Origin of the sequence: Tenacibaculum sp. M341, assembly GCF_004337695.1 — a bacterium.
GTDB lineage: Bacteria > Bacteroidota > Bacteroidia > Flavobacteriales > Flavobacteriaceae > Polaribacter.
In genome coordinates this window covers 1-20,776 of record NZ_SJXJ01000005.1, presented here as the reverse complement: position 1 = coordinate 20,776, position 20,776 = coordinate 1, and the positions used below count along the sequence as shown (strand labels likewise).

The window sequence follows — 20,776 nt, the reverse complement described above, 5'->3', positions numbered from 1 at the left end:
AATAATCATGAAAAAAATATTATACGTAGTATATATCTCATTAATTTCTATTGGTATTGTTTCTTGTGAAGAATTTCTGGAAGGCACCAATGAAAACCCTAACGATCCCATTAGCGTTTCTCCAGCAGCACTATTAGCACCTGCAGAATTAGCACTGGCTTTTGAATACAACTCGAATATATCTAGATTTTCAGGCATTTTTGTACAACAAGTAGAAGGTGTTGCCAGACAGTGGGCTGGTTTTAACAACTATACACTAGCAGGTTCAAACTTTGAAAATGATTGGACAAATTTTTATGTTGATGTCTTACAAAATTTAAAAATAATGACTGATAACACAACTAAAGAGGGCTACAATCACTATGTGGGTGTAGGAAAAACATTAACAGCATTTTCTTTGTTAACAATGACTGATTACTGGAATAGCATCCCATACTCAGAAGCATTTGCTGGAATTGACTTGTTACAACCTAAATATGACTCTCAAGCAGACATTTATGCAGAAGTACACAAACTCCTTACAGAAGCAAGAACTAGTTTTAGTTCCGATGATGGAGGATTAGCTTTATCAGGAGATGAAATTTATGGTAACAATATTGCTCTGTGGATAAAGGCAACACACGCTATTGATGCTCGTGCATACTTACACCAAGGATTATTAAGTAACACTAACTACACAAATGCTTTAGCATCAATAAACAACGCTTTTTCTTCTTCTGACGAAAATTTTAGTTTTAAATTTGGAAGTGGTGCTGCCACTGCCTCTCCTTGGTATCAATTTAACAGAGATAGAGGTGACATAGGATTTAACCAAACCTATGGAGATGCTTTAACAAGCGTTAATGATCCAAGGTTAGACATCTATGATGGAGATGGTACATCTCTTTTTGGAGACACTGTTGACTCTCACGAGTTTTTTGTAATCGATCAACCTGTTGATTTAATTTCGTACACGGAATTAATGTTCGCAAAAGCAGAATGCTTATTACAATCTGGAGGTTCTCAAACTGACATCAAAGAGTCTTATCTAGAAGGAATCAAAAGTTCTTTTTCTAGCCTTGGTCTAACAACCTCTCAGTATAACACCTACATCTCTCAGACAGTTGTAAATCCTGCTGTAATAACATTAGAAAATATAATTACTCAAAAATGGTTCGCTTTATATGCAAACCCAGAGTCTTATTCTGACTGGAGAAGAACTGGAATACCTTCTTTAACACCTAATAATGGTACAGCAATACCTACAAGATTATTATACCCTCAAACAGAAATAGAGTTAAACTCAAACACTCCTAATGTTACTTTAACTGATAAAGTAGACTGGGATACAAATTAATATTTCATATAAACGAAATTTTTATTACAATAGCCACCTAAAATTAGGTGGCTTTTGCTATTTATCTGAAAATATTACACTTAAAAAGACACCTAGTTGTAATATTTATATTCATTATAAATTAAACCTACACAATAGAAAAAAATCAAATAATTGGATGTAGTAAAATTAAGAACTTCCAACAAAAAGATTGCTTTAATAATAAAAGTACAAATACCTGAACCTCTTTACTAAAAAAATTAAAAAGTCCTCAAAAAACTTAAGTTAAAGTATTCTCAAAAAAATAAAACAAATAGTTAAAACATCTTTAAAAAAATCAAAAAGAAACTCCTAAAATCAGCGTGTTTATTATGTTTTTTTGTTAAAAAATTGTTTAATTAAGATAAAATTAAGACTTTAGCGAACGATTAATTCAAACAATTATACAATGAAAGCAAAGTTTAATGGAATTTTGACGCTGCTATTGGCGTTGGTTGTGCAAATTTCTTTTGCGCAAGACAAAACTATTTCAGGAACTGTTTCAGATGATTCTGGACCGTTACCTGGAGTAAGTGTGTTGAAAAAAGGTACTAATACTGGTACTGAAACTAATTTTGATGGAAACTACTCTATTAGAGCTAAAGCTGGTGATGTTTTAGTATTCAGTTTCGTTGGTATGAAATCTGTAGAAAAAACGGTAGGAGCTTCTAACAAGATTAGTGTTGTTATGCAAGCTGATAACGTTCTTGAGGAAGTAGTAATTACTGCTCAAGGTATAAAAAGAGAAGCTAAAGCCCTAGGTTACTCAGTAACAACACTGAAAGCTGATGCTGTAGAAAGAAAACCTGAAGCCGATGTTGCTAAAATGCTTGTTGGTAAAGTAGCTGGGGTACAGGTGAACACTGGTGGTGGTTTCTTAGGAACTGCAACTAACGTTATTATTAGATCTAAAAACTCTATTTCTGGTAATAACCAACCTTTATATATTATAGATGGTGCACCTATATCTGGTGACAGATCTTTTGATATTGATCCAAACAACATTGAAAGTACAAGTGTATTAAAAGGTCTTGCTGCCTCTACTCTTTATGGACAAGATGGTAGAAACGGGGTAATCATTATCAACACTAAAACTGGTAGTGGTAAAAACACTGATAAAAAGTTTGAAGTTGACTTATCTTTAACTACTGGTGTATTAGAAGTTAGTAACTTACCTGATTATCAAAACATTTATGGACAGGGTGCTGATAACGCAATCAACACTACTTTCTTTGGTAACTGGGGTGCTAGATTTAATGATCAAGTGGTACCTCACCATTTAAATATTCCTGCTTATGCGGATTCTTTCCCAGAATTCCAAGGAGCTACTGATATTTATAGAGCTGTTCCTAATAACGTTTCTGATTTCTTTGGAACTGGTTACACAAATACTACTTCTCTTATCGCAAGAAAGAGTTTCGATAATGGTAGACTTAGTATCTCTGTTGGTAACACAGATCAAAGTGGATATTTATCTGAAAACACATTCAAAAGATATAATATTGGTGTTGGTGGTGCAATGAACCTTTCTAATAATTTTGAATTTACAGCTAACGTACAATACACTAAAAACGTTACTAGACGACCTTCAAGAAACTTCTTCCAATTAGTTACTTGGATTCCAAGAAATTTAGATATTCATAACTTACCATTTGAAAATCCAGTTGATGGTTCTAATGTTTACTACAGAACAACTATTAACAACCCAAGATGGACTAGAAAAAACACTCGTTTTGAAGAAGATGTGGATAGAATTTTCATATCATTAGGAGCTAATTACAAATTTAATGATAACTTAAGTCTTAATTACTTATATAGTTTAGATAACGTAAGTGAATTAAACACTGGGCATGAAAACAAAGGTGGTGTTGCAAACCCATTAGGTTTCTTCAATACTTTCACAGATGCTGATAGAACTACTACGCATAGATTATCTCTTAACGGAGGTACTTATAAATTAACTGAAGATATTGGTTATAACTTTGTTTTAGGTAGTGAAATTAAAAGTGTATTATCAAGTGATTACGGTATCACAAGTACTGATCAAGTTGTATTCAACTTCTTAAATCACAATAACTTTAGAAATGCTACTCCTATAGATGCTAGAAATAGAAAATTAAATACTATTGGTGTATATGGATCTTTAGATCTTGATTATCAAAAATTATTATATTTGACTTTCCAAGCTAGAAACGACTGGGGATCTACTGTAGAATCACAAAATAGATCTATCTTTTATCCTAGTGTCTCTTTATCTTTCATTCCAACAGAAGTTTTTGATTGGTTAAAAGGAGATGGAAATAACTACTTGAAACTTAGAGCTGGTTACGGTACTTCTGCTAACTTTCCTAACGCATATTTAACTACAGCAACTTTAGACGCTGATGCTAATAGCTTTATCAATCCATTTACTGGAAGTATAATCTCAACTAACTCTTTAAGTAGTTTCTTACCTAACCCAAACTTAAAACCTGAATTATTGAAGGAATTTGAAGTAGGTACTGAAGGTAGACTTTTCAATAATTTCTTAGACTTTGACATCTCTGCTTATTACAGAATTGTTGAAGATCAGATATTAAGTTCAAGTAGAGCTGGATCTACAGGTACTACATCTACTATAATTAATGCTGGTAGAATAGATACTAAAGGTCTTGAAGCAAGATTAACATTAAATTTAGTTAAGAGTGCTGACCCAGAAGGATTCATCTGGTCTATGGATAACAACTTTACTGCATATGAAACTACAGTGAAAGATTTACCTGTTGATTTTGTAAATATTTCAAGTGGATTAAATTATGCTATTGAAGGACAACCTTATGGTGTTTTAAGAGGTAGTTTTGCTGCAAGAGATGATAATGGAAACTTATTGATCAACCCTGCAAATGGTAAGATTATAACAAGTGATAACCTTGGTTTAGAAGATCAAATTATTGGTGATCCTAACGAAGACTTCACTTATACAAACATCAACCGTTTTTCTTATAAAAATTTCTCTTTAGCAATGCAATGGGATTATGTTCACGGTGGTGATGTTTGGTCTCAAACTGCATCTAACTTATTAAGAAGAGGGGTTACTACTGATACAGCAGCTAATAGGGAGCAATCTTATATTATTCCTGGTGTTTTAGGAGATCCTAATACTGGTAACGCTATATTAGATGCCAATGGTTTACCTATCAGAAATAACATTCAAATAGGAGCCAATGATTTATACTTTATCAATTTACAAGATGTTGATGAAAATCTTGTTTATGATGCTACAACTTTAAGGTTAAGAGATATATCTTTAAGTTATGCACTTCCTAAAAGACATATTGAAAACACTCCTTTTGGTTCTGTTGTTCTTTCTCTTTCAGGAAACAACTTATGGTTCAAAGCTTTCAATGTACCTGATGGTTTAAATTATGATCCAGAAGTAATTAGTGCTGGTGCAAATCTTAACGCTAGAGGTTTAGATTTCCAAAACGATCCTTCATACAAGACCTATTCTTTAAGTGTAAAAGTAACTTTTTAAAAAAACATCATGAGTAAATACAATAATTTAAAATATTTTTCACTAGTCATAGGTTGTTTCTTTTTACTATTGACATCATGTGAAACTACTGAATTGGATATAAATGTAAATCCAAATGCTCTATCACCTAGTCAAGCAGACCCAAGCTTGATATTAAACGGTATTCAAATTTCATTCACTAGTCAAAGTTATGGACTACATAATAACTCTAGACCACTTGTGAGACATGTAAACATGTTTGATACGTATGCTGCTAATACACCTCCTGGAGCTTTAAATGGTGCATGGTCAAATACGTATTCAATTTCTGCGAATAAGGAATTGTTAGAACAATTAAATCAAACTGCTGCTTTAGCCAACCATGTTGGTGTTGCTCAAGTTCTGGAAGCATATGCTTTTATTAATCTTGTTGACTATATTGGTACAGCTCCTTTCAGTGAAGCTAATAACCCAGAAATAGACGCTCCAAATTTTGATGATGGTGTAGACATCTATAATGCTATTTACACTAGAATTGATGAAGCTATCGTTAACTTAAGTCAGACAAATCAAATTCCGTTTGAAGATTTATATTACAACGGAGATACTAGTAAATGGATTAAGTTGGCGAACACTCTTAAATTAAGAATGTATGTTCAAACTAAGTTAACAAACAATGCTAATGCTACTGCTGATGTGAATGCTATAGTAGCTAGTGGAAATTACATTAGTGCTGAAGAAGATGATTTTATCGCTAGATTTAACTCTAACAATGATAATCCAGATGCTAGACATCCTGATTTTGTTTTAGCATATGATACTGGTGCTGGAAATATCTACATGAGTAATGAGTTTATGAATATTTTATTAAATGATAAGGCTGACGAAGATCCTAGAATGAAATATTACATATACAGACAAACACTTGATGATCCTGTAAATACTCCTGGTAATCAAATTTTACCTTGTGAAGGTGATTCTGATTATAACTTTTGTTATATTGGAGATGCATACTGGGGAAGAGACCATGCTGATACTGAAGGTATACCTAATGACGGAAACTTAAGAAGTACTTTTGGTGTTTATCCTGCTGGTGGATCTTTCGATACAGGTATGAATAATTTCGCTACTATTGATTCTCAAAATCAAAATTTAGGTGGAGCTGGTATATTCCCTATTTTAACTTCTTCTTTTGTTGATTTTCTATTAGCTGAAGCTGCGTTACCAGGTGTTGCTGGTTTAGGAACTACTGGTTCGTCTGTAGCTTTACTTGAAAGTGGTATGAGAAAATCATTTGCTAAAGTAGGTGGTTTCGCAGGTGTACCAATGGCTGCTGCTGCTGTAGATACATATGTTAATGAAGTAGTTGCTAGATATAATGCTGCTACTAGTGATGCTGCAAGATTGGAAATTATTATCAAAGAGTTTTATTTAGCTTCTTGGGGTAACAGTACTGAAGCATACAACGCTTACAGAAGAACTGGGTACCCTAACTTAGGTGGATCTGTAATTACGAATACAGATTTCCCAAGAAATTTCTTAATTCCTGAACAAGAATTAAATTCTAATGATAATCCAAACCTTCAACAAATCACAAGAACAACTAAAGTTTTCTGGGATACAAATCCTGCTGATTTTATTGAATAATAATAACGAAATTATATCATGAAAAAAATATTAAAAAAATCTATATATATAATTTGCTTATCACTAATAATGGTGGTTAACAATTCTTGTACAGATGAAAGCAAATTTAAGAACCCTGTTACTTTTCATTTAGAAAATGGAGCCTTTGTAACTTTTGAAGAAGTGCCTCCAACATCTTTTAAACCAGAAGAAGCACAGAGTGTTTCAATTAACGCTAACTTAATTGACCCTGCAGGTAATGTATCTCAATATGACTTATCTGTTACTGCTACTATTACAAGTTTAGGTGAAACCTTTACTGTTGAAAACTTTAGAACAGTTACATCATTTCCAAGTCAATTAAGCTTTACAAGTCAAGATTTAGCTGATGCTTTTGGTGTAGATATTTCTACTTTTGGAGCTGGTGACTTTTTCCAGTTCACTGCTGTTACTACAAGAAATGATGGTACTAAATTTTATAGTATCCAGCCTTCATTTGATGAAGACAATGGAACTATTGGTTTAGGTAATACAGAAGGTAACTTATTAAATGAGCCTTCTTACAAGGATGCTATGACATTTGATTACATTATTGCTTGTCCAATGCCTAACAGTTATTTTACAGGAACTTATGAAGTTGAATTAATTTCTGCTGCAGGTTCTTTCGGACCTATCTTTGGTGCTGCTCCTGTTGAAGTAGAGATTGAAGCTAAGAATGTATATCAAAGAACAATGGATCTTGTATATCTTTTAGATTTAGGTATTGGTCAAAGTGCTATGCCATTTGAAATAACATTCTTATGTGGTGAGGCTTTTCCAACTAATGGACAAAATACTTTCTTAGGTTGTGGTGGTACTATCTTTTTAAGTAGTGGTGGTACAACTCCATATGCTGATGGTACTTTTGATGATGATGATGAAATTACTATTACTGTACTAGAAGACTTTAGTGCTAGTGGATGTAGTGGTACAACGGCTAATGTTACTCTAAGATTAACAAAAAAATAGGACTAAAACCCTAATTAATTAAAACACAAACAAAATGAAAAATATATTTTATTCTATCATTTTATTTACATTCGCTAGTATATTTACTTCATGTACTGATGATGATAGAACACCTATTATATTAGATGATAAAACAAGTGTTGAAGGTACTTTAACATTTGACGATCAATTTTTTGCTCCTGGAGCAGCAGCTAATTTTACAGTATCTATAGCTAGTTCATACCAAAAACATGTACGTGTTACTGTATCAGCAACTTCTCAAGAAAACATAATAGAATATTCTCAAGTTATATTAAATCCTGGAGAAACTATTGCTACTGGTATTATTGAAATGCCTGCTTATACTTTAGGAGGAAGCAATGGTACTTATGAAACTAGTAAAGTAGGATTCGTTACTGCTAGAATTGAAGGTATTAACATTGTTGATGAAATTGTAACTGAAGTTGAAGGTGAAGATGATGAGATTACATATGAAATTTCTGATGAAGATAACATTAAAATATCTTCAAACGAAATAGCAGTAGATTACATTACAAGATTACTTGATGCTGATGATGAAGGTTTTGGTTTTTTATTAGATTGGGCTAATCCAACTGTAAATGACTTAGATATTCAATTAATTGATGAAGCTTTTACTTTTGTTGCGGCTGGTTCAGCTACATTTGACAGATTTGAAGACGCTTTAATCGAAAATTCTGAAGCTGATGGTAATTATGTATTCTATTTAAGAATTTATAATTTACCTAATCCAACTGTTGATGATATTCCATACACATTACATATGGTTCAGCCTAATGGAGGAAGAATAACTTATGAAGGAGTACTTCCAGCAGGTTCTGCCTCTGAAGGAGCTAGAATTCCTGTAGCTATTTTAGCTAAAGCTGGTTCAGACTATACTTTTACGGCTTTATAATAAACTTTTGTTTATAAATTTAAAACCACCTTTTTTAAAGGTGGTTTTTTTATGCGATAAATTCTCCTACATTTGCAGTATGGAACAAACAACAACAATATTTGGTATAAGAGCTATTATTGAAGCGATAGAAAGTAAATCTTCAATAGAAAAAATATACTTGCAAAAAGGGTTACGTGGTGATTTATTTTTTGAATTAGAAAAACTAATTAAAAAAAATAAAATATCAGTTAGTGTTGTTCCTGTTGAAAAATTAAACCGTCTTTCAAAGCACAATAATCATCAGGGAGCTGTTGCAAAAATTTCTCCAGTTGAATTTCATGATCTGGAGATTATCATTGAAAATACATTGGAAAATAAAAACAAAACACCTTTATTTATTGTTTTAGACCAATTATCTGATGTTCGTAATTTTGGTGCTATTATTCGTACTGCTGAATGTACTGGTGTAGATGCTATAATTATACAAAAAAGTGGTAGTGCTCCTGTAAATGCCGAAACCATCAAAACATCTGCTGGTGCTGCTTTTAAAGTTCCTATTTGTAAAGTAGATCATATCAAAGATGCCATTTTTCAATTACAGGCTTCAGAAATTAAATTAGTAGCTGCAACTGAAAAAACAGACGACTCTTTATTTGACACAAACTTAAATCAACCTGTAGCTATTATTATGGGTTCTGAACATAAAGGTGTAAGTAACTCTGTTCTTAAAATGGTAGATTATAAGGCTAAATTACCTTTACTTGGAGAGATTCAATCTCTTAATGTTTCTGTTGCTTGTGGAGCTTTCTTATACGAAACTATTAGACAAAGAAACTAACAAGAATAGAAGTCTTTATTATTTTGTATAACTATTCTTCTGAATCTTTCTCTTTATAAATGTATTTATAGTTTATAGTTGTTGTTGATTCTATGATATTATTTTCCTCGATATCTTCTTCTTCAAAAGTAGGCGGAATATAATTTCCGTGTTCGTCGAACATATCATCGAAATCTGTTTTAGAGAATTTATATTTCTCTTTAGTAATGCCCTGATTTCGGTAAACAATAGCAAATATAAATCCTATAAAAAAACCAGAAAGATGACCTTCCCATGAAATACCTTCTTTCACTGGGAAGATATACCATATCATACTTCCGTATAAAAAAATAGCTACTAATGATGTTGCTATAAGTCTGTAATGCTTTTTTACAACACCACTAAAAAAGATAAAACTAAAAAGAAGATACACAACACCACTTGCCCCTATATGATAAGAATCTCTACCTATAAACCAAGTTATTAATCCTGTTAATAAAGCTCCATATATTAGCACCTTACTTGCTACCTTATTATAAAAATAATATAACCCCATTAACAAGACGAATAAAGGCACTGAATTATTAAATAGGTGTTGAGTGTTGCTATGTATAAAATGAGTTGTAAAAACCCCTCTAAAACCTAAAAGAGTTCTTGGGTAAACTCCCCATTTATTAAAGTTTAAACCAAACTTAATCTCTAACCAATACACAAACCATATAATAAAAATTGCTACAATAGGTATTGTTAAAACGGAATTGTGATATTGTAATTCATCTTTAGTTTCCATGTGTTAAACACATCAAAAAGATATCCAATTTAAAAATAGTGACATTTCTGTCATAAATCTTTATTACTTTTACTTTATGAATGCACCTTTGGCAGAAAGAATACGTCCAAAATCTTTAAGTGATTATATTAGTCAACAACATTTAGTTGGTGAAAATGGTATTTTAACGAATCATATTAAACAAGGAATTATACCTTCTTTGATTCTTTGGGGACCTCCAGGTATTGGTAAAACTACTTTAGCAAATATTATAGCTAATGAATCAAAGCGTCCATTTTATACATTGAGTGCTATTAGTTCAGGTGTAAAAGATGTAAGAGAAGTTATTGAAAAAGCTAAAAAAAGTAATGGATTGTTTACTCAGAAAAATCCTATTTTATTTATCGATGAAATTCATCGTTTTAGTAAATCTCAACAAGACTCGCTATTAGGCGCTGTTGAGCGAGGATGGGTCACATTAATTGGTGCTACTACAGAAAATCCTAGTTTTGAAGTAATACCCGCCCTACTCTCTCGTTGTCAAGTTTATATTTTAAATGCCTTCGATAAAAATGACATGATTGCTCTTTTAAATAGAGCTATTAATGAAGACGAAATTCTATCTAATAAAGAAATAAACTTAAAAGAAACCGATGCTTTACTACAAGTTTGTGGTGGCGATGCTCGAAAATTGCTAAATATTTTTGAACTTTTGGTAGGTGCTGAAGAAACTATTGAGATCACCAATGACTTAGTTTTACAAAAAATTCAGAAGAACACAGCTCGTTATGACAAAACAGGCGAACAACATTATGATATTGTTTCTGCTTTTATAAAATCTATTAGAGGAAGTGATCCTAACGCTGCTGTTTATTGGTTAGCTAGAATGATTGAAGGTGGTGAAGATGTAAAGTTTATTGCCAGAAGGTTACTTATTTCAGCTTCTGAAGATATAGGCAATGCAAATCCTACTGCTTTAATTTTAGCTAATAACACATTCCAAGCAGTTTCTGTTATTGGTTATCCTGAATCTAGAATTATTCTTAGTCAGTGCGCAGTATACCTTGCTAACTCACCAAAAAGTAATGCTTCATATTTAGCCATTGGAAATGCACAATCTCTAGTAAAAAACACTGGTGATTTATCTGTTCCTCTTCATTTAAGAAATGCTCCTACAAAATTAATGAAAGACCTTAATTATGGTGCAGAATATAAATACTCTCATGACTATGCTAACAATTTTGTAGAACAAGAGTTTTTACCAGAAGAAATATCAGGAACAAAATTATATGAACCTGGTAATAATAATAGAGAAAATGCTTTTAGAGATGTTATGAAAAATCGTTGGAAAAATAAATATAACTATTAAAACTTAACGCTGTAAGTTTTAATTAATAACATTCCATTCTCATAATATTGAGCTTCCCAGATACCAGGTTGTTTTTTTATAAACATTCCGTTTACTCCTTCGAGTATAAATAAATCTGGGTATTGAGTTTTTAATATTTTGTGTACAACCTCTGGCTTATTATCCACCAATTGAAAACCTAATTTTGTTGGTTGTGCATACAACGTTTCTGCTGACGCAACTTTTGTTTTAGTAGTCATTGGTTTTTCAGCTGCTCTCTTCTTAATAAACTTAGTGTTTTGTGGAGCTTGTTCAGATGATGAAACATTCATTTCTTCATTCTCTGACGGAATATACTTGTAGTTTAAAGCTTTTACCGACTCAAAAGATTTTCTAGTAGCTTCATGAAAAGCTCTCTTGTAATCTTTAATCTTACTCTTTCCTACTTTTGAAGTAAATATTACTCTATTGTAACAATCAGTTAATTTCAGTGTTGTTCTTGTTGTAAACATTCCTGAATCATCAGCTAAATCAGCTGTTAAAGCCAAGCATCTATTCTTAGCTAAATCAGCAGGAAAAGTTTCATCTCCAAAATAAGTATTGAAATTATTCTTTTTTAATAAGAACTTTACTAAAGAATTAATTTGATATTTATCTTCTCCCTTAAAACTTTTAAACTGTCTTGGAACTATTACATATTTATAATTATGAATACTTTTCTGAGCAGTTAATGTTGCTGTTATAAATAAGAAAAAGATTATTTTTTTCATTTCTAGTCTAATATTACGTTTATTCCTAATTGAAAAGAGGCTGTATTTGCATCCGCAATATCGGAAAGTTTTAATACATTACCTATCATTCCATACATATTTAACTTCCAAAAGTATGCTGATACCCCTACTCCAAAATTTGTATATGAGAAATCATCAACCGTATAAGTTACTTTTGTATTAAAGTTTTCACTTATTTTTCTTTCATAAAATCCGGTTAAACCAAAAGCTCCTCCTATTGGATGAAATACAGAATGTAAATGAATACCTACTGCATTATCATAATAACTATTGTAGCCTATATCTGAGCAATTTTCTTCACTTCTAGATTTTCCAAAGCCATATTTTAAAGCTGTATTAAATTTAACAGGACGTAAAACCGAATATGATTCTGTGTTTTCATTTCTTAAAATATTAGCATTAAAATCATCATTTAATTCTTGCCAATAATTTGCATTCAATCTATCATACTGAAACTCTAATCCAGAGAATGAATAGCTTCCTTCAACAGTACCACTTCTAGTTTTATCTGCGTAACTTATGAAACCAAAATCTAGTAAACTTGCAGACCACTCAAACTGATCATCTAGTTTATATGTAAATCCTATATCAAACCCAAATCCTAAATTTGCCCCAAAAAACGCATTTCCTAAAATTGATTCGACATCCATATCTATCTCATTATTTTCATTGTAAAACCCAGAAGAATTTGCTTCCAAAGATACTCCATCTAAAGAATGCTCATAGATTCCTGTTGTTCCTAATTCAGTGGTAAAAACACCCTCATTACCTGTAGAAGTAACATTTAATAATCCTGAATATATTTTGAATCGAACTCCTCCAATAAAATTCTCATTAAACTTTCTAGTAATTCCAAAATGAAGTACACTTAATAAATCTGTCTTCACAGAAACATCTGATAAAACAAAACTATTACCTACAAAACCTGCATTACCATCTCTTAACAACGATATAAAATCTCTAGGAATAGTTAAAAAAGCATCTAATTCAGTATAATAACCTGCACTTAAATAATCTCTTTCGTTAATTTGATAACCTCCACTAAGTATTTCTATTTGAGTATTTATGTAAGCGTAATCTGAAGTTGATAATGTATTTAGTGCATTCGTAAGCTTTGTTGTAAAATCTACATTATCATTTCTAAACAAATCTGCTACTGTTACTCCAGATACATTTACATTTGTTGAAATTCCTGATAAAACTGGCACACCGATATGAGACTTATACCCTACTTCAGCTCCTGGATTTACTAAAAGTCCTTGTGGTATTTTATCAAAACCATATAAGATTTGCTTTTGAGCTGTTACAATAACTCCACATAATAGCATTAAAATAATACAATATCTTTTCATGGCGTTTTTAGTTTAAGTTAAAGTAAAATGTTCCTGCTGATTTAAAAATCAATGTGGCAGGTGTGTTTACATCTATTATTGATCCGTCTAAACTTGGTAAAATAGTTAAACTTACCTCTAAAAATCTAGAATTTAAAAAATTACTATTGTTAGCAATTATTATTTCTTCATTAAAAATAGAACTAACATTATTAATGATGTTTAAATCTATTTCGTGAGTTGTATTACCTGATTCATCTAAAAAAGTAAATGTTAGTAGAAACTCTCTATCAAAACCATTACTTATTTCAAAATTGAATAAAATTCGTTCTAAATCATTTCTTGCTGTATCATTATCAAGAATTGTAAACTCGCTTCTTTGTGGCGGTAAGTCTATTTCAACTCCAGATATCACAAGCTGGTCTTGAGTTACAGATGAGTTTACCAACGATACAGAAATGGCTGGTGTTGCTCTTAAATCATTAGCTTGTTCAAAATCGATATTATCTACACAAGCTGTAAATAACAAAGGGATAAATAATAATAAAAATTTCACTTTCAACTTCATAAATTGCTTCTTATTCTTTTAAAAAACGATAACTATTACAATATTTTTTTCAACTCTAACAATGAGTTTATACTTTTTACATCTGACTCAACAGGCACATTCTTTTCATTATAATAAATAGGTGTAATATCTAAAGCTTGTGCTCCTAAAACATCTGCTTCATAACTATCTCCTATCATTAATGAGTTTTCTTTATTTGCTCCAGCTTCTTTTAAAGCATATTCAAACACTTTGGCATTGGGCTTTTTTACCCCTACACTATCCGAAGTTACTACAACATCAAAAAAAGAGTTGATATTAGATTTTTCTAATTTCACTTGTTGTACTCTTTCAAATCCGTTTGTAATTATATGTAACTTATAACTTGGTTTTAGATAATTTAAAATTTCTAAAGTTCCTTCAATTAAAAAATTATTATTTGGTAAATACTCAATATAATCCTCAGAAATTTGATCTATTAATTCATCACTAATCTCATAATTTAGTGCTTCAAAAGTATCTTTTAATCTTCTATATCTTAGTTTTTCTTTTGTTATTTTTTCTTCTCTGTATAATTTCCAATAACTAAAATTAATTGGCTCATATATTTTAAGAAAAGCCTCTAAGTTTAAGTGAATATTCTTTTCTTCAAATATTTGCTTAAAAGACAATCCTGAATTTTTATCAAAGTCCCACAAGGTATGGTCTAAATCAAAAAAAATGTGCTTTATTTTAGTTTTCAACATTCGCCTAAATTAAGCATTATAATTGTTAAAAAATGTATATTGCCGTTATAAATAAATTAGCATTGCAACTTACAGAGATTTTTAACTTATTTTTAATTATTAGTGCAATACATGGATTTGCGTTTGGGGTATTTCTTTTTAAGCGTAACTCTAAAGAAAATAAAGCAATTACTTTTTTAAATGCTATGATTATTGTTATTGCCTTAAATAATTTACAATCTTGGTTACTGGCTAAAGAAATTTCTTTTTTAAATTATATTCAAATACCTTGGCACTTTTTAATTGCGCCTTTTTTTTATACTTTTTTAGTTAACTATTTAAAAATTGAAAAAACTTTTTTAAATATTTTAAAGATTGTACTTCCACTCTTTATTGCAAGTATCTTGCTACAGATAACATACTTTTATTTTACAAAAGATACAAAAACAGCTTTTGAATATCATTTTTTATATGAAAAATATACAAGTTTTGAAGAGGCTATTAGTTTTATTATTTCTTTAAATATTTTCTTTTACTGCTTTCATATAATAAAATACAAACGTAATTTATTTTTAAATATTTTAAGTTACGATAATTTAAAGTGGATCAACAACTTTATAATTTTAGCTGGTGTTTCATATATTTTATGGGCATTTGCATTGTCTCTTAAGTTTTACTTAAATTTTAAAGACTTTATTATTTTCTTTTATCCTTTAAGAATAATGACCACCATTCTTATTTATTGGTTAGGTTATGAACTTGTATTTATTTTAAGACAAGTTGAAGAGAGAAAATCCATTCGAAAAGCAAATTCAAATAACACAGAGCAAGAAATCACCAATTATTCTAAAAAATTTGAACGTGTAAAAGACTACATTGTTAACAATAGAAGGTATTTAGACAGTGCTCTTAGTTTAGAAACTTTATCTAAAGAATTACAAATTAGCAATAGTCAACTTTCAAAAATCATTAACGAGCAAACTTCACAAAACTTTAATCATTTAATTAATGGTTTTCGAATCGATTTTTCTAAAAAAATATTACTAGATCCTAATTACAACAAATACACAATTACCTCTATTGCTTTAGAATCTGGTTTCAATTCTAAATCTACATTTTACAATGCTTTTAAAAAGCACTCAGGCGTAACTCCTACACAATTCAAGGAAAAAAACGTCTAATTACACTGTCCAAAAATCAGCAAACCCTTCCTATTTTCAGCATTCTGCTGATTTTTGAATATCTTTTTTTAAGGTGATTCTAATTTTGAAGAAAATTTTAATCCTTACTAAAATGAAAAATAAATCACCATTTACATTATTCATCATCTTATTATTTTTTCAATTACAATCCTTTTCTCAAGAAAACGAAAACAAAACTCAATTATTAAAAAACCATGAAATAAAAATTGATGCGCTAGACTTAGTTTTTTTCTCTGCTTTGGAAGCAACTTATGAACATGTAAGCGACACCAGTAATAGTTATGGAATTTCCGCTTTTGTAAATTTTAAAGACACCTCGGGTTATTATGAAAAATTTGCAATTGTACCTTTTTACAGATTTTACTTTTTTAATAAAGAAGATTTTGGAGCGAAAGGCTTTTTTGTAGAAGCTTTTTCAAAATTTGCTTCAGGAGATAGCAGACGATTAATAGATCCTTTATTATTAACAGACATGGAAGAAATAAATTACTTTGACGTTGCTTTAGGATTTAGCCTTGGAAAAAAATGGATAAACAGTAAAGGCTTCACCTTTGAGTTTTCTTTAGGAGGTGGAAGAAATTTGGGCTTAGATGACAATTCACCTGAATTTGCTTTTAGAGGTGGATTTTCTTTAGGGTACCAGTTTAAATAAAAACTATTTATTATGAAGAATAGAAAGTTCAAAAACATACAGTACGAAAAAGAGTTTTACACTTCTTTGCGTAAAAAAGTATATGAAAGACTTGATGGGAACAAGCATAAACACGGTGGAATTGAGTTTTGGGCAAAAGGAATCTTTTGGTTCCTTTTCTCATACTCTTGTTATTATTTAATGATTCAAACTCATTATCAAATTTCATTTTGGTTCTTCTATTTATTTTTTCAAATGAGCGGACTACTTATCGGATTCAGTTTAGGACACGATGCTTCTCATAACACAGCTTTTAAAAACAAAAACGCGAATCAAGTATTGCATTTTTTTAGCTTTTTAAGTGTTGGTATTGATCCTTTATTGTGGGGATTACGACATATTCGCTCTCATCATTTATACGCGAATGTAGAAGGTAGTGACATAGATATTGATAAAAATCCTTTTTTAAGACTTTCACCATCTCATCCTTGGACCAAAAAACATAAATATCAACACTTATATGCTCCTTTTGTATATATGCTTGCTTTATTACATTCTGTTTTTATGGGAGATTGGATTTATCTTTTTTCTAAAGAATATGCTTGGATGCGAAAAGGAGTATCTAAAACACAATTGTATGTGAGATATTTTCTATTCAAAATTTTATATTTCAGTATTGTGCTTCTTATTCCTATGCTTTTTTCTAAATTTTCAATACAGTTTGTAATTATGAGTTACGTTACTACTTCTGCTTTTACTTCGTTGTTATTTGTGGTAATGCTGGTAGGCACACATTTCTTTTATGAAGCTGAATATTACGAACCAGAAAAAAATGAATTAAATTCTTCTTGGGCTGTTCATCAACTAAGAACCAGTTGCGATTGGAATCCGAATAATAAGTTTGCTCGTTTTTTAAGTGGCGGTTCTAATTGTCATGCCGCACATCACTTATTTGCAAACATTTGCCACACGAATTACGATAAAATAAATGATTTAATAGAACAGGTTTCCGATGAATACGGATTTCCTTATCATAAAAAGACATTGTTAGAAATGATGATTTCTCATTTCAAGCATTTAAAGCTCATGGGAGAAGAAGAAAAGTTTGTTTCATGAATTTGAAAAAGTTATTTCCTTACCTTGCTTGTTATTAATAAGCAAGGTATTTTTTATTGAGCAATAAGAATTCTAACCTAAAATTTCTTCATACATGAATTACTTTTTACTTTTATTCCCTGAATGATTGAAAAATTAGTATTGTTTTTTAAAAGTACGTTTGTTAAAAATGTTTTAACCCTAATGTCTGGCTCAAGTGCAAGCCAAATCATTATTTATGCAGCTACTTTAATATTAACTCGATTATTTTCTGAGGATTTATTTGGTGTTTACATACTATTTTCTTCTTCTGTTATTATTTTAAAACCGATAACCTCTTTACAGTACGAGTTATCTATTTTACTTCCAAAACGAGATAAAGATGCCATCAATCTTTTTGTTTTTTCAATTTTAAATATCACAATAATTAGTATCATTTTAGCATTGCTAATTTTTGTTTTTGAAAAACAAATTATTTCTTTTTTAAAACTAGAAAAACTAGGCTTTTTTATTCATTTGATTCCGCTATGCTCCTTTTTGTATAGTTGTATAGTTTCTTTGGAATATTGGAATAATAGAATGAATTTATTTAAAAATATATCTAAAGGAATTGTAATCAAATCTTTTACGATGAGCGCTTTTCAAATATTAATTGGAATAAGTGCTTATAATTTTTTAGGTTTAGTTCCTGGGATTATTATTGGTTTCTTATGCCAACTATCAACGCTTTTAGTTTCAGCTTTAAAAACTATCAAAAGTTCATTTAAATATGTTTCTTACAAGAGAATGCTTTTTTTAGCAAAAAAGCATAAAGATATTCCTAAACTAAACACACTTTTAAGTTTTTCTAATCAATTATCTAATGAGCTTCCTGTATATTTAATTACTAGTTATTTTGGATTGGGATATGCTGGAATTTATGGTTTAGCTATTAAAATAACCAAAGCTCCAATGGGAATTATTCAACAAGCTATTGGCCCAGTATTTTTCAATAAAATAAGTAAACAATATAACAGTAATGAAAGCTTAAATTCAACTGTTAAAAAAACATATCAAAAGCTTTTATTAATTGGTTTTGCTTTCTTTACCTTGCTGTTTATAGCTTCCTTTTTTTTCGATATTATTTTCGGGGAAAATTGGATAGATGTCGGATTGTATACAAGAATTTTAATTCCTTGGTTATTTGTTGGTTTTTTAAACGTACCAATAAGTTCTGTAATTGTTGTATTAAACAAACAAAAAACAATTTTATACTACGATATTCTGTTATTTGTATTTAGATTTTTAGCTTTCTATGTTGGTTACAATGTATACAATAGTGTTTTAATTTCACTATTTTTATTTTCAGCCATAGGCGTTTTATTCAATACTTTTATTTTGATATACTTTTTAAAAATATCATCTAAAACTAGAAAAAGTAATTTCTCATGATTTTTCATTTAAAAAACAACAAAGGATTTTCTTGGTTTTCTGATGAAAGTATTTCTGTTAAAGGATACTTTTTTGATGAGAATAATTGTTTTTATGAAAACGAACAAGCTATCTCTTTTTTAAAAAGAATAAATTCAGAAAAAGAACTAACTCAATTTTTAAAAACTGCTAACGGAGTATTTACTTTCATTATAAAATTAAAAGACAAAACGTTTGTAGCTTCTGATATTACAAGAGCTTTCCCTTTATTTTATAGTTCTAAAAATTCTGAATTATTTTTTTCTGATGATATTTCATATTTAAAACAGCAATTACAAATAAATGATTTTAACACACTTGCTGAAGTTGAATTATTAGCTTCAAATCATACGTATGGAAAAGACACATTACTTAAAAATGTTTATCAAGTTCAAGCTAGTGAATATTTAATCATTCAAAACAACAACTTTATTAAAAAAGGATTCTTTACTTCTTATGCTATCAAACAAACTAGTAACGAAACCTACACACAACTAAAGGAAACTATTTTTAACGCTTTCGAAAACACATTTAAACGTTTAATCGATTCTTTAAACGGAAAACCTGTGGCTGTTCCGCTAAGTGGAGGATTTGATTCCAGATTAATAGCTGTACTTTTAAAAAAGTACAATTATAAAAATGTTATTTGTTATACCTATGGAAATAAAAATAGCTTTGAAATTGAAAACTCAAAAAAAACTGCGAAAGTACTAGGATTTAAGTGGTTTTTTATTGAATATACTGATGAATTAATTAATGATTATTTACAATCTGATTCTTTTAAAAAATATGCGCATTATGCAGGTAAATATTCATCAATACCTAGTTTGCAAGAATACTTTGCTGTAAAGTACTTAACTAACCAAAAACTGATTTCTTCAGATACTGTTTTTATTCCAGGATATGCTGGTGATTTATTAGGAGGAAGTCAATTTATAAAAACAATTCCTAGTAATTTAAAAACTGAGAACATCACCTCATTAATTCTTAAAACAAAATTTTTAAATCATTTTACGTCAAACAAACTAAAACCTAAACTTAAAAATAAGTTAAGCAACCTATTACATAATTTTGATAACGATTTTCAACAGAAACAAGCATTTTCTGTTTTTGAAGATTTCGATATTAAAGAAAAAATAGCCAAGTACATTTTTAATTCTGCTTCTTTTTATACATTTTTCAATTATCAACACCGTTTTCCATTTTGGGATACAGAACTTCTACAAACTTTTAGAGAAATACCTGTTGCATATAAAGAGATGAAAGTTTTATTTGATGATGTATTAATTAATGAATATTTCATTCCTTTTAATGTTCATTTTTCTAAAGAATTGCAACCTTCTAAAAAAGTAATTGTCAAGCAAAAATTGAAAGATATTATCAAACCATTTTTTCCTAATTTTATACAACAGTATTTTTTACAAAAAAATGATTGGAATAATTATTATCCAATTACTCAACAAATGGTAAAAGCCATGAAAAAGAATCAAATTAAAATAAAAAAGCCTGTAAAAAGTTATAACGAAATAATTACGCAGTGGTATATTAACTTTGCCAAAGAAAAATTAAAGTAATGAAGTCATCTTGACTTTTCAATTTTATGAAATTTCTTTAATCCGATTACAATAAATGCTAGGAAATTAAAGCCTTTCCAACTAGTAATTGTGGTGTCAAATCTATTCAATAAAGAACGAA

17 protein-coding genes and 1 pseudogene are annotated in these 20,776 nt (G+C 29.9%); 12 read left to right on the top strand and 6 right to left on the bottom strand.

Annotation, left to right across the window (positions count from 1 at the left end; all coding sequences use genetic code 11):
* Window positions 1-7: 7 nt before the first annotated feature.
* From EYW44_RS06495 to rlmB, 6 genes are all read left to right on the top strand, one after another.
* Window positions 8-1,336, top strand: a complete 1,329-nt coding sequence (locus EYW44_RS06495) for a SusD/RagB family nutrient-binding outer membrane lipoprotein (RefSeq protein WP_132722866.1) — start codon at window positions 8-10, stop codon at window positions 1,334-1,336.
* A 427-nt stretch (window positions 1,337-1,763) separates the two neighbouring features.
* On the top strand, window positions 1,764-4,868 hold the full coding sequence (locus EYW44_RS06490) for a SusC/RagA family TonB-linked outer membrane protein (RefSeq protein ID WP_132722865.1): 3,105 nt from the start codon (window positions 1,764-1,766) through the stop codon (window positions 4,866-4,868).
* Window positions 4,869-4,877: 9 nt separating this feature from the next.
* Window positions 4,878-6,494, top strand: a complete 1,617-nt coding sequence (locus EYW44_RS06485) for a SusD/RagB family nutrient-binding outer membrane lipoprotein (protein ID WP_132722864.1) — start codon at window positions 4,878-4,880, stop codon at window positions 6,492-6,494.
* Between the two features lie 18 nt (window positions 6,495-6,512).
* Complete coding sequence (locus tag EYW44_RS06480) at window positions 6,513-7,481, top strand: hypothetical protein (protein ID WP_132722863.1); 969 nt, start codon at window positions 6,513-6,515, stop codon at window positions 7,479-7,481.
* A 34-nt stretch (window positions 7,482-7,515) separates the two neighbouring features.
* Window positions 7,516-8,394, top strand: a complete 879-nt coding sequence (locus tag EYW44_RS06475) for a hypothetical protein (RefSeq protein WP_132722862.1) — start codon at window positions 7,516-7,518, stop codon at window positions 8,392-8,394.
* A 79-nt stretch (window positions 8,395-8,473) separates the two neighbouring features.
* Complete coding sequence (gene rlmB / locus EYW44_RS06470) at window positions 8,474-9,214, top strand: 23S rRNA (guanosine(2251)-2'-O)-methyltransferase RlmB (protein ID WP_132722861.1); 741 nt, start codon at window positions 8,474-8,476, stop codon at window positions 9,212-9,214.
* A gap of 31 nt (window positions 9,215-9,245) precedes the next feature.
* On the opposite strand, the gene EYW44_RS06465 is transcribed toward rlmB, so the two are convergent.
* Complete coding sequence (locus EYW44_RS06465; RefSeq protein WP_132722860.1) at window positions 9,246-9,983, bottom strand: rhomboid family intramembrane serine protease; 738 nt, start codon at window positions 9,981-9,983, stop codon at window positions 9,246-9,248.
* A 76-nt stretch (window positions 9,984-10,059) separates the two neighbouring features.
* Between EYW44_RS06465 and EYW44_RS06460 the strand changes: the two genes are divergently transcribed.
* Window positions 10,060-11,331, top strand: a complete 1,272-nt coding sequence (locus EYW44_RS06460) for a replication-associated recombination protein A (protein WP_132722859.1) — start codon at window positions 10,060-10,062, stop codon at window positions 11,329-11,331.
* On the opposite strand, the gene EYW44_RS06455 is transcribed toward EYW44_RS06460, so the two are convergent.
* The 4 genes from EYW44_RS06455 to EYW44_RS06440 are packed head-to-tail and all read right to left on the bottom strand — an operon-like array spanning window position 11,328 to window position 14,725.
* Window positions 11,328-12,080 (bottom strand): hypothetical protein, encoded by a 753-nt coding sequence (locus EYW44_RS06455; RefSeq protein WP_132722858.1) that lies wholly within the window; start codon window positions 12,078-12,080, stop codon window positions 11,328-11,330. The genes EYW44_RS06460 and EYW44_RS06455 overlap by 4 nt on opposite strands.
* 2 nt (window positions 12,081-12,082) lie before the next feature.
* Window positions 12,083-13,453, bottom strand: a complete 1,371-nt coding sequence (locus tag EYW44_RS06450) for a DUF5723 family protein (protein ID WP_132722857.1) — start codon at window positions 13,451-13,453, stop codon at window positions 12,083-12,085.
* A 7-nt stretch (window positions 13,454-13,460) separates the two neighbouring features.
* Window positions 13,461-14,000: a hypothetical protein gene (locus tag EYW44_RS06445; protein ID WP_132722856.1), complete on the bottom strand. Its 540-nt coding sequence runs from the start codon at window positions 13,998-14,000 to the stop codon at window positions 13,461-13,463.
* 35 nt (window positions 14,001-14,035) lie between these two features.
* Window positions 14,036-14,725, bottom strand: coding sequence for a YjjG family noncanonical pyrimidine nucleotidase (locus EYW44_RS06440; RefSeq protein WP_207893757.1), 690 nt, complete (start codon window positions 14,723-14,725; stop codon window positions 14,036-14,038).
* 32 nt (window positions 14,726-14,757) lie between these two features.
* Here EYW44_RS06440 and EYW44_RS06435 point away from each other — a divergent pair, with 32 nt between their 5' ends.
* The 5 genes from EYW44_RS06435 (at window position 14,758) to EYW44_RS06415 (ending at window position 20,655) form a co-directional block, all read left to right on the top strand.
* Window positions 14,758-15,885: a helix-turn-helix domain-containing protein gene (locus tag EYW44_RS06435; protein WP_132722855.1), complete on the top strand. Its 1,128-nt coding sequence runs from the start codon at window positions 14,758-14,760 to the stop codon at window positions 15,883-15,885.
* Between the two features lie 112 nt (window positions 15,886-15,997).
* Window positions 15,998-16,558, top strand: a complete 561-nt coding sequence (locus EYW44_RS06430; RefSeq protein ID WP_132722854.1) for a hypothetical protein — start codon at window positions 15,998-16,000, stop codon at window positions 16,556-16,558.
* A 12-nt stretch (window positions 16,559-16,570) separates the two neighbouring features.
* Window positions 16,571-17,653 (top strand): fatty acid desaturase family protein, encoded by a 1,083-nt coding sequence (locus EYW44_RS06425; RefSeq protein ID WP_132722853.1) that lies wholly within the window; start codon window positions 16,571-16,573, stop codon window positions 17,651-17,653.
* Between the two features lie 183 nt (window positions 17,654-17,836).
* Complete coding sequence (locus EYW44_RS06420) at window positions 17,837-19,063, top strand: lipopolysaccharide biosynthesis protein (protein ID WP_243643613.1); 1,227 nt, start codon at window positions 17,837-17,839, stop codon at window positions 19,061-19,063.
* On the top strand, window positions 19,060-20,655 hold the full coding sequence (locus EYW44_RS06415; protein WP_132722851.1) for an asparagine synthase-related protein: 1,596 nt from the start codon (window positions 19,060-19,062) through the stop codon (window positions 20,653-20,655). Before EYW44_RS06420 ends, EYW44_RS06415 begins: the two co-directional genes overlap by 4 nt.
* 5 nt (window positions 20,656-20,660) lie before the next feature.
* On the opposite strand, the pseudogene EYW44_RS22775 reads toward EYW44_RS06415, so the two are convergent.
* Window positions 20,661-20,776: pseudogene (locus EYW44_RS22775) on the bottom strand (IS5/IS1182 family transposase); the annotation flags it as partial.

What these genes read in the sequence shown, in the direction of transcription:
- EYW44_RS06485 (WP_132722864.1), top strand. Translation starts at nt 4,878, where the DNA reads ATGAGTAAATACAATAATTTAAAATATTTTTCACTAGTCATAGGTTGT.
- EYW44_RS06455 (WP_132722858.1), bottom strand. Translation starts at nt 12,080, where the DNA reads ATGAAAAAAATAATCTTTTTCTTATTTATAACAGCAACATTAACTGCT.
- EYW44_RS06435 (WP_132722855.1), top strand. Translation starts at nt 14,758, where the DNA reads ATGTATATTGCCGTTATAAATAAATTAGCATTGCAACTTACAGAGATT.
- EYW44_RS06490 (WP_132722865.1), top strand. Translation starts at nt 1,764, where the DNA reads ATGAAAGCAAAGTTTAATGGAATTTTGACGCTGCTATTGGCGTTGGTT.
- rlmB (WP_132722861.1), top strand. Translation starts at nt 8,474, where the DNA reads ATGGAACAAACAACAACAATATTTGGTATAAGAGCTATTATTGAAGCG.
- EYW44_RS06425 (WP_132722853.1), top strand. Translation starts at nt 16,571, where the DNA reads ATGAAGAATAGAAAGTTCAAAAACATACAGTACGAAAAAGAGTTTTAC.
- EYW44_RS06445 (WP_132722856.1), bottom strand. Translation starts at nt 14,000, where the DNA reads ATGAAGTTGAAAGTGAAATTTTTATTATTATTTATCCCTTTGTTATTT.
- EYW44_RS06480 (WP_132722863.1), top strand. Translation starts at nt 6,513, where the DNA reads ATGAAAAAAATATTAAAAAAATCTATATATATAATTTGCTTATCACTA.
- EYW44_RS06430 (WP_132722854.1), top strand. Translation starts at nt 15,998, where the DNA reads ATGAAAAATAAATCACCATTTACATTATTCATCATCTTATTATTTTTT.
- EYW44_RS06440 (WP_207893757.1), bottom strand. Translation starts at nt 14,725, where the DNA reads ATGTTGAAAACTAAAATAAAGCACATTTTTTTTGATTTAGACCATACC.
- EYW44_RS06460 (WP_132722859.1), top strand. Translation starts at nt 10,060, where the DNA reads ATGAATGCACCTTTGGCAGAAAGAATACGTCCAAAATCTTTAAGTGAT.
- EYW44_RS06495 (WP_132722866.1), top strand. Translation starts at nt 8, where the DNA reads ATGAAAAAAATATTATACGTAGTATATATCTCATTAATTTCTATTGGT.
- EYW44_RS06475 (WP_132722862.1), top strand. Translation starts at nt 7,516, where the DNA reads ATGAAAAATATATTTTATTCTATCATTTTATTTACATTCGCTAGTATA.
- EYW44_RS06465 (WP_132722860.1), bottom strand. Translation starts at nt 9,983, where the DNA reads ATGGAAACTAAAGATGAATTACAATATCACAATTCCGTTTTAACAATA.
- EYW44_RS06420 (WP_243643613.1), top strand. Translation starts at nt 17,837, where the DNA reads ATGTCTGGCTCAAGTGCAAGCCAAATCATTATTTATGCAGCTACTTTA.
- EYW44_RS06415 (WP_132722851.1), top strand. Translation starts at nt 19,060, where the DNA reads ATGATTTTTCATTTAAAAAACAACAAAGGATTTTCTTGGTTTTCTGAT.
- EYW44_RS06450 (WP_132722857.1), bottom strand. Translation starts at nt 13,453, where the DNA reads ATGAAAAGATATTGTATTATTTTAATGCTATTATGTGGAGTTATTGTA.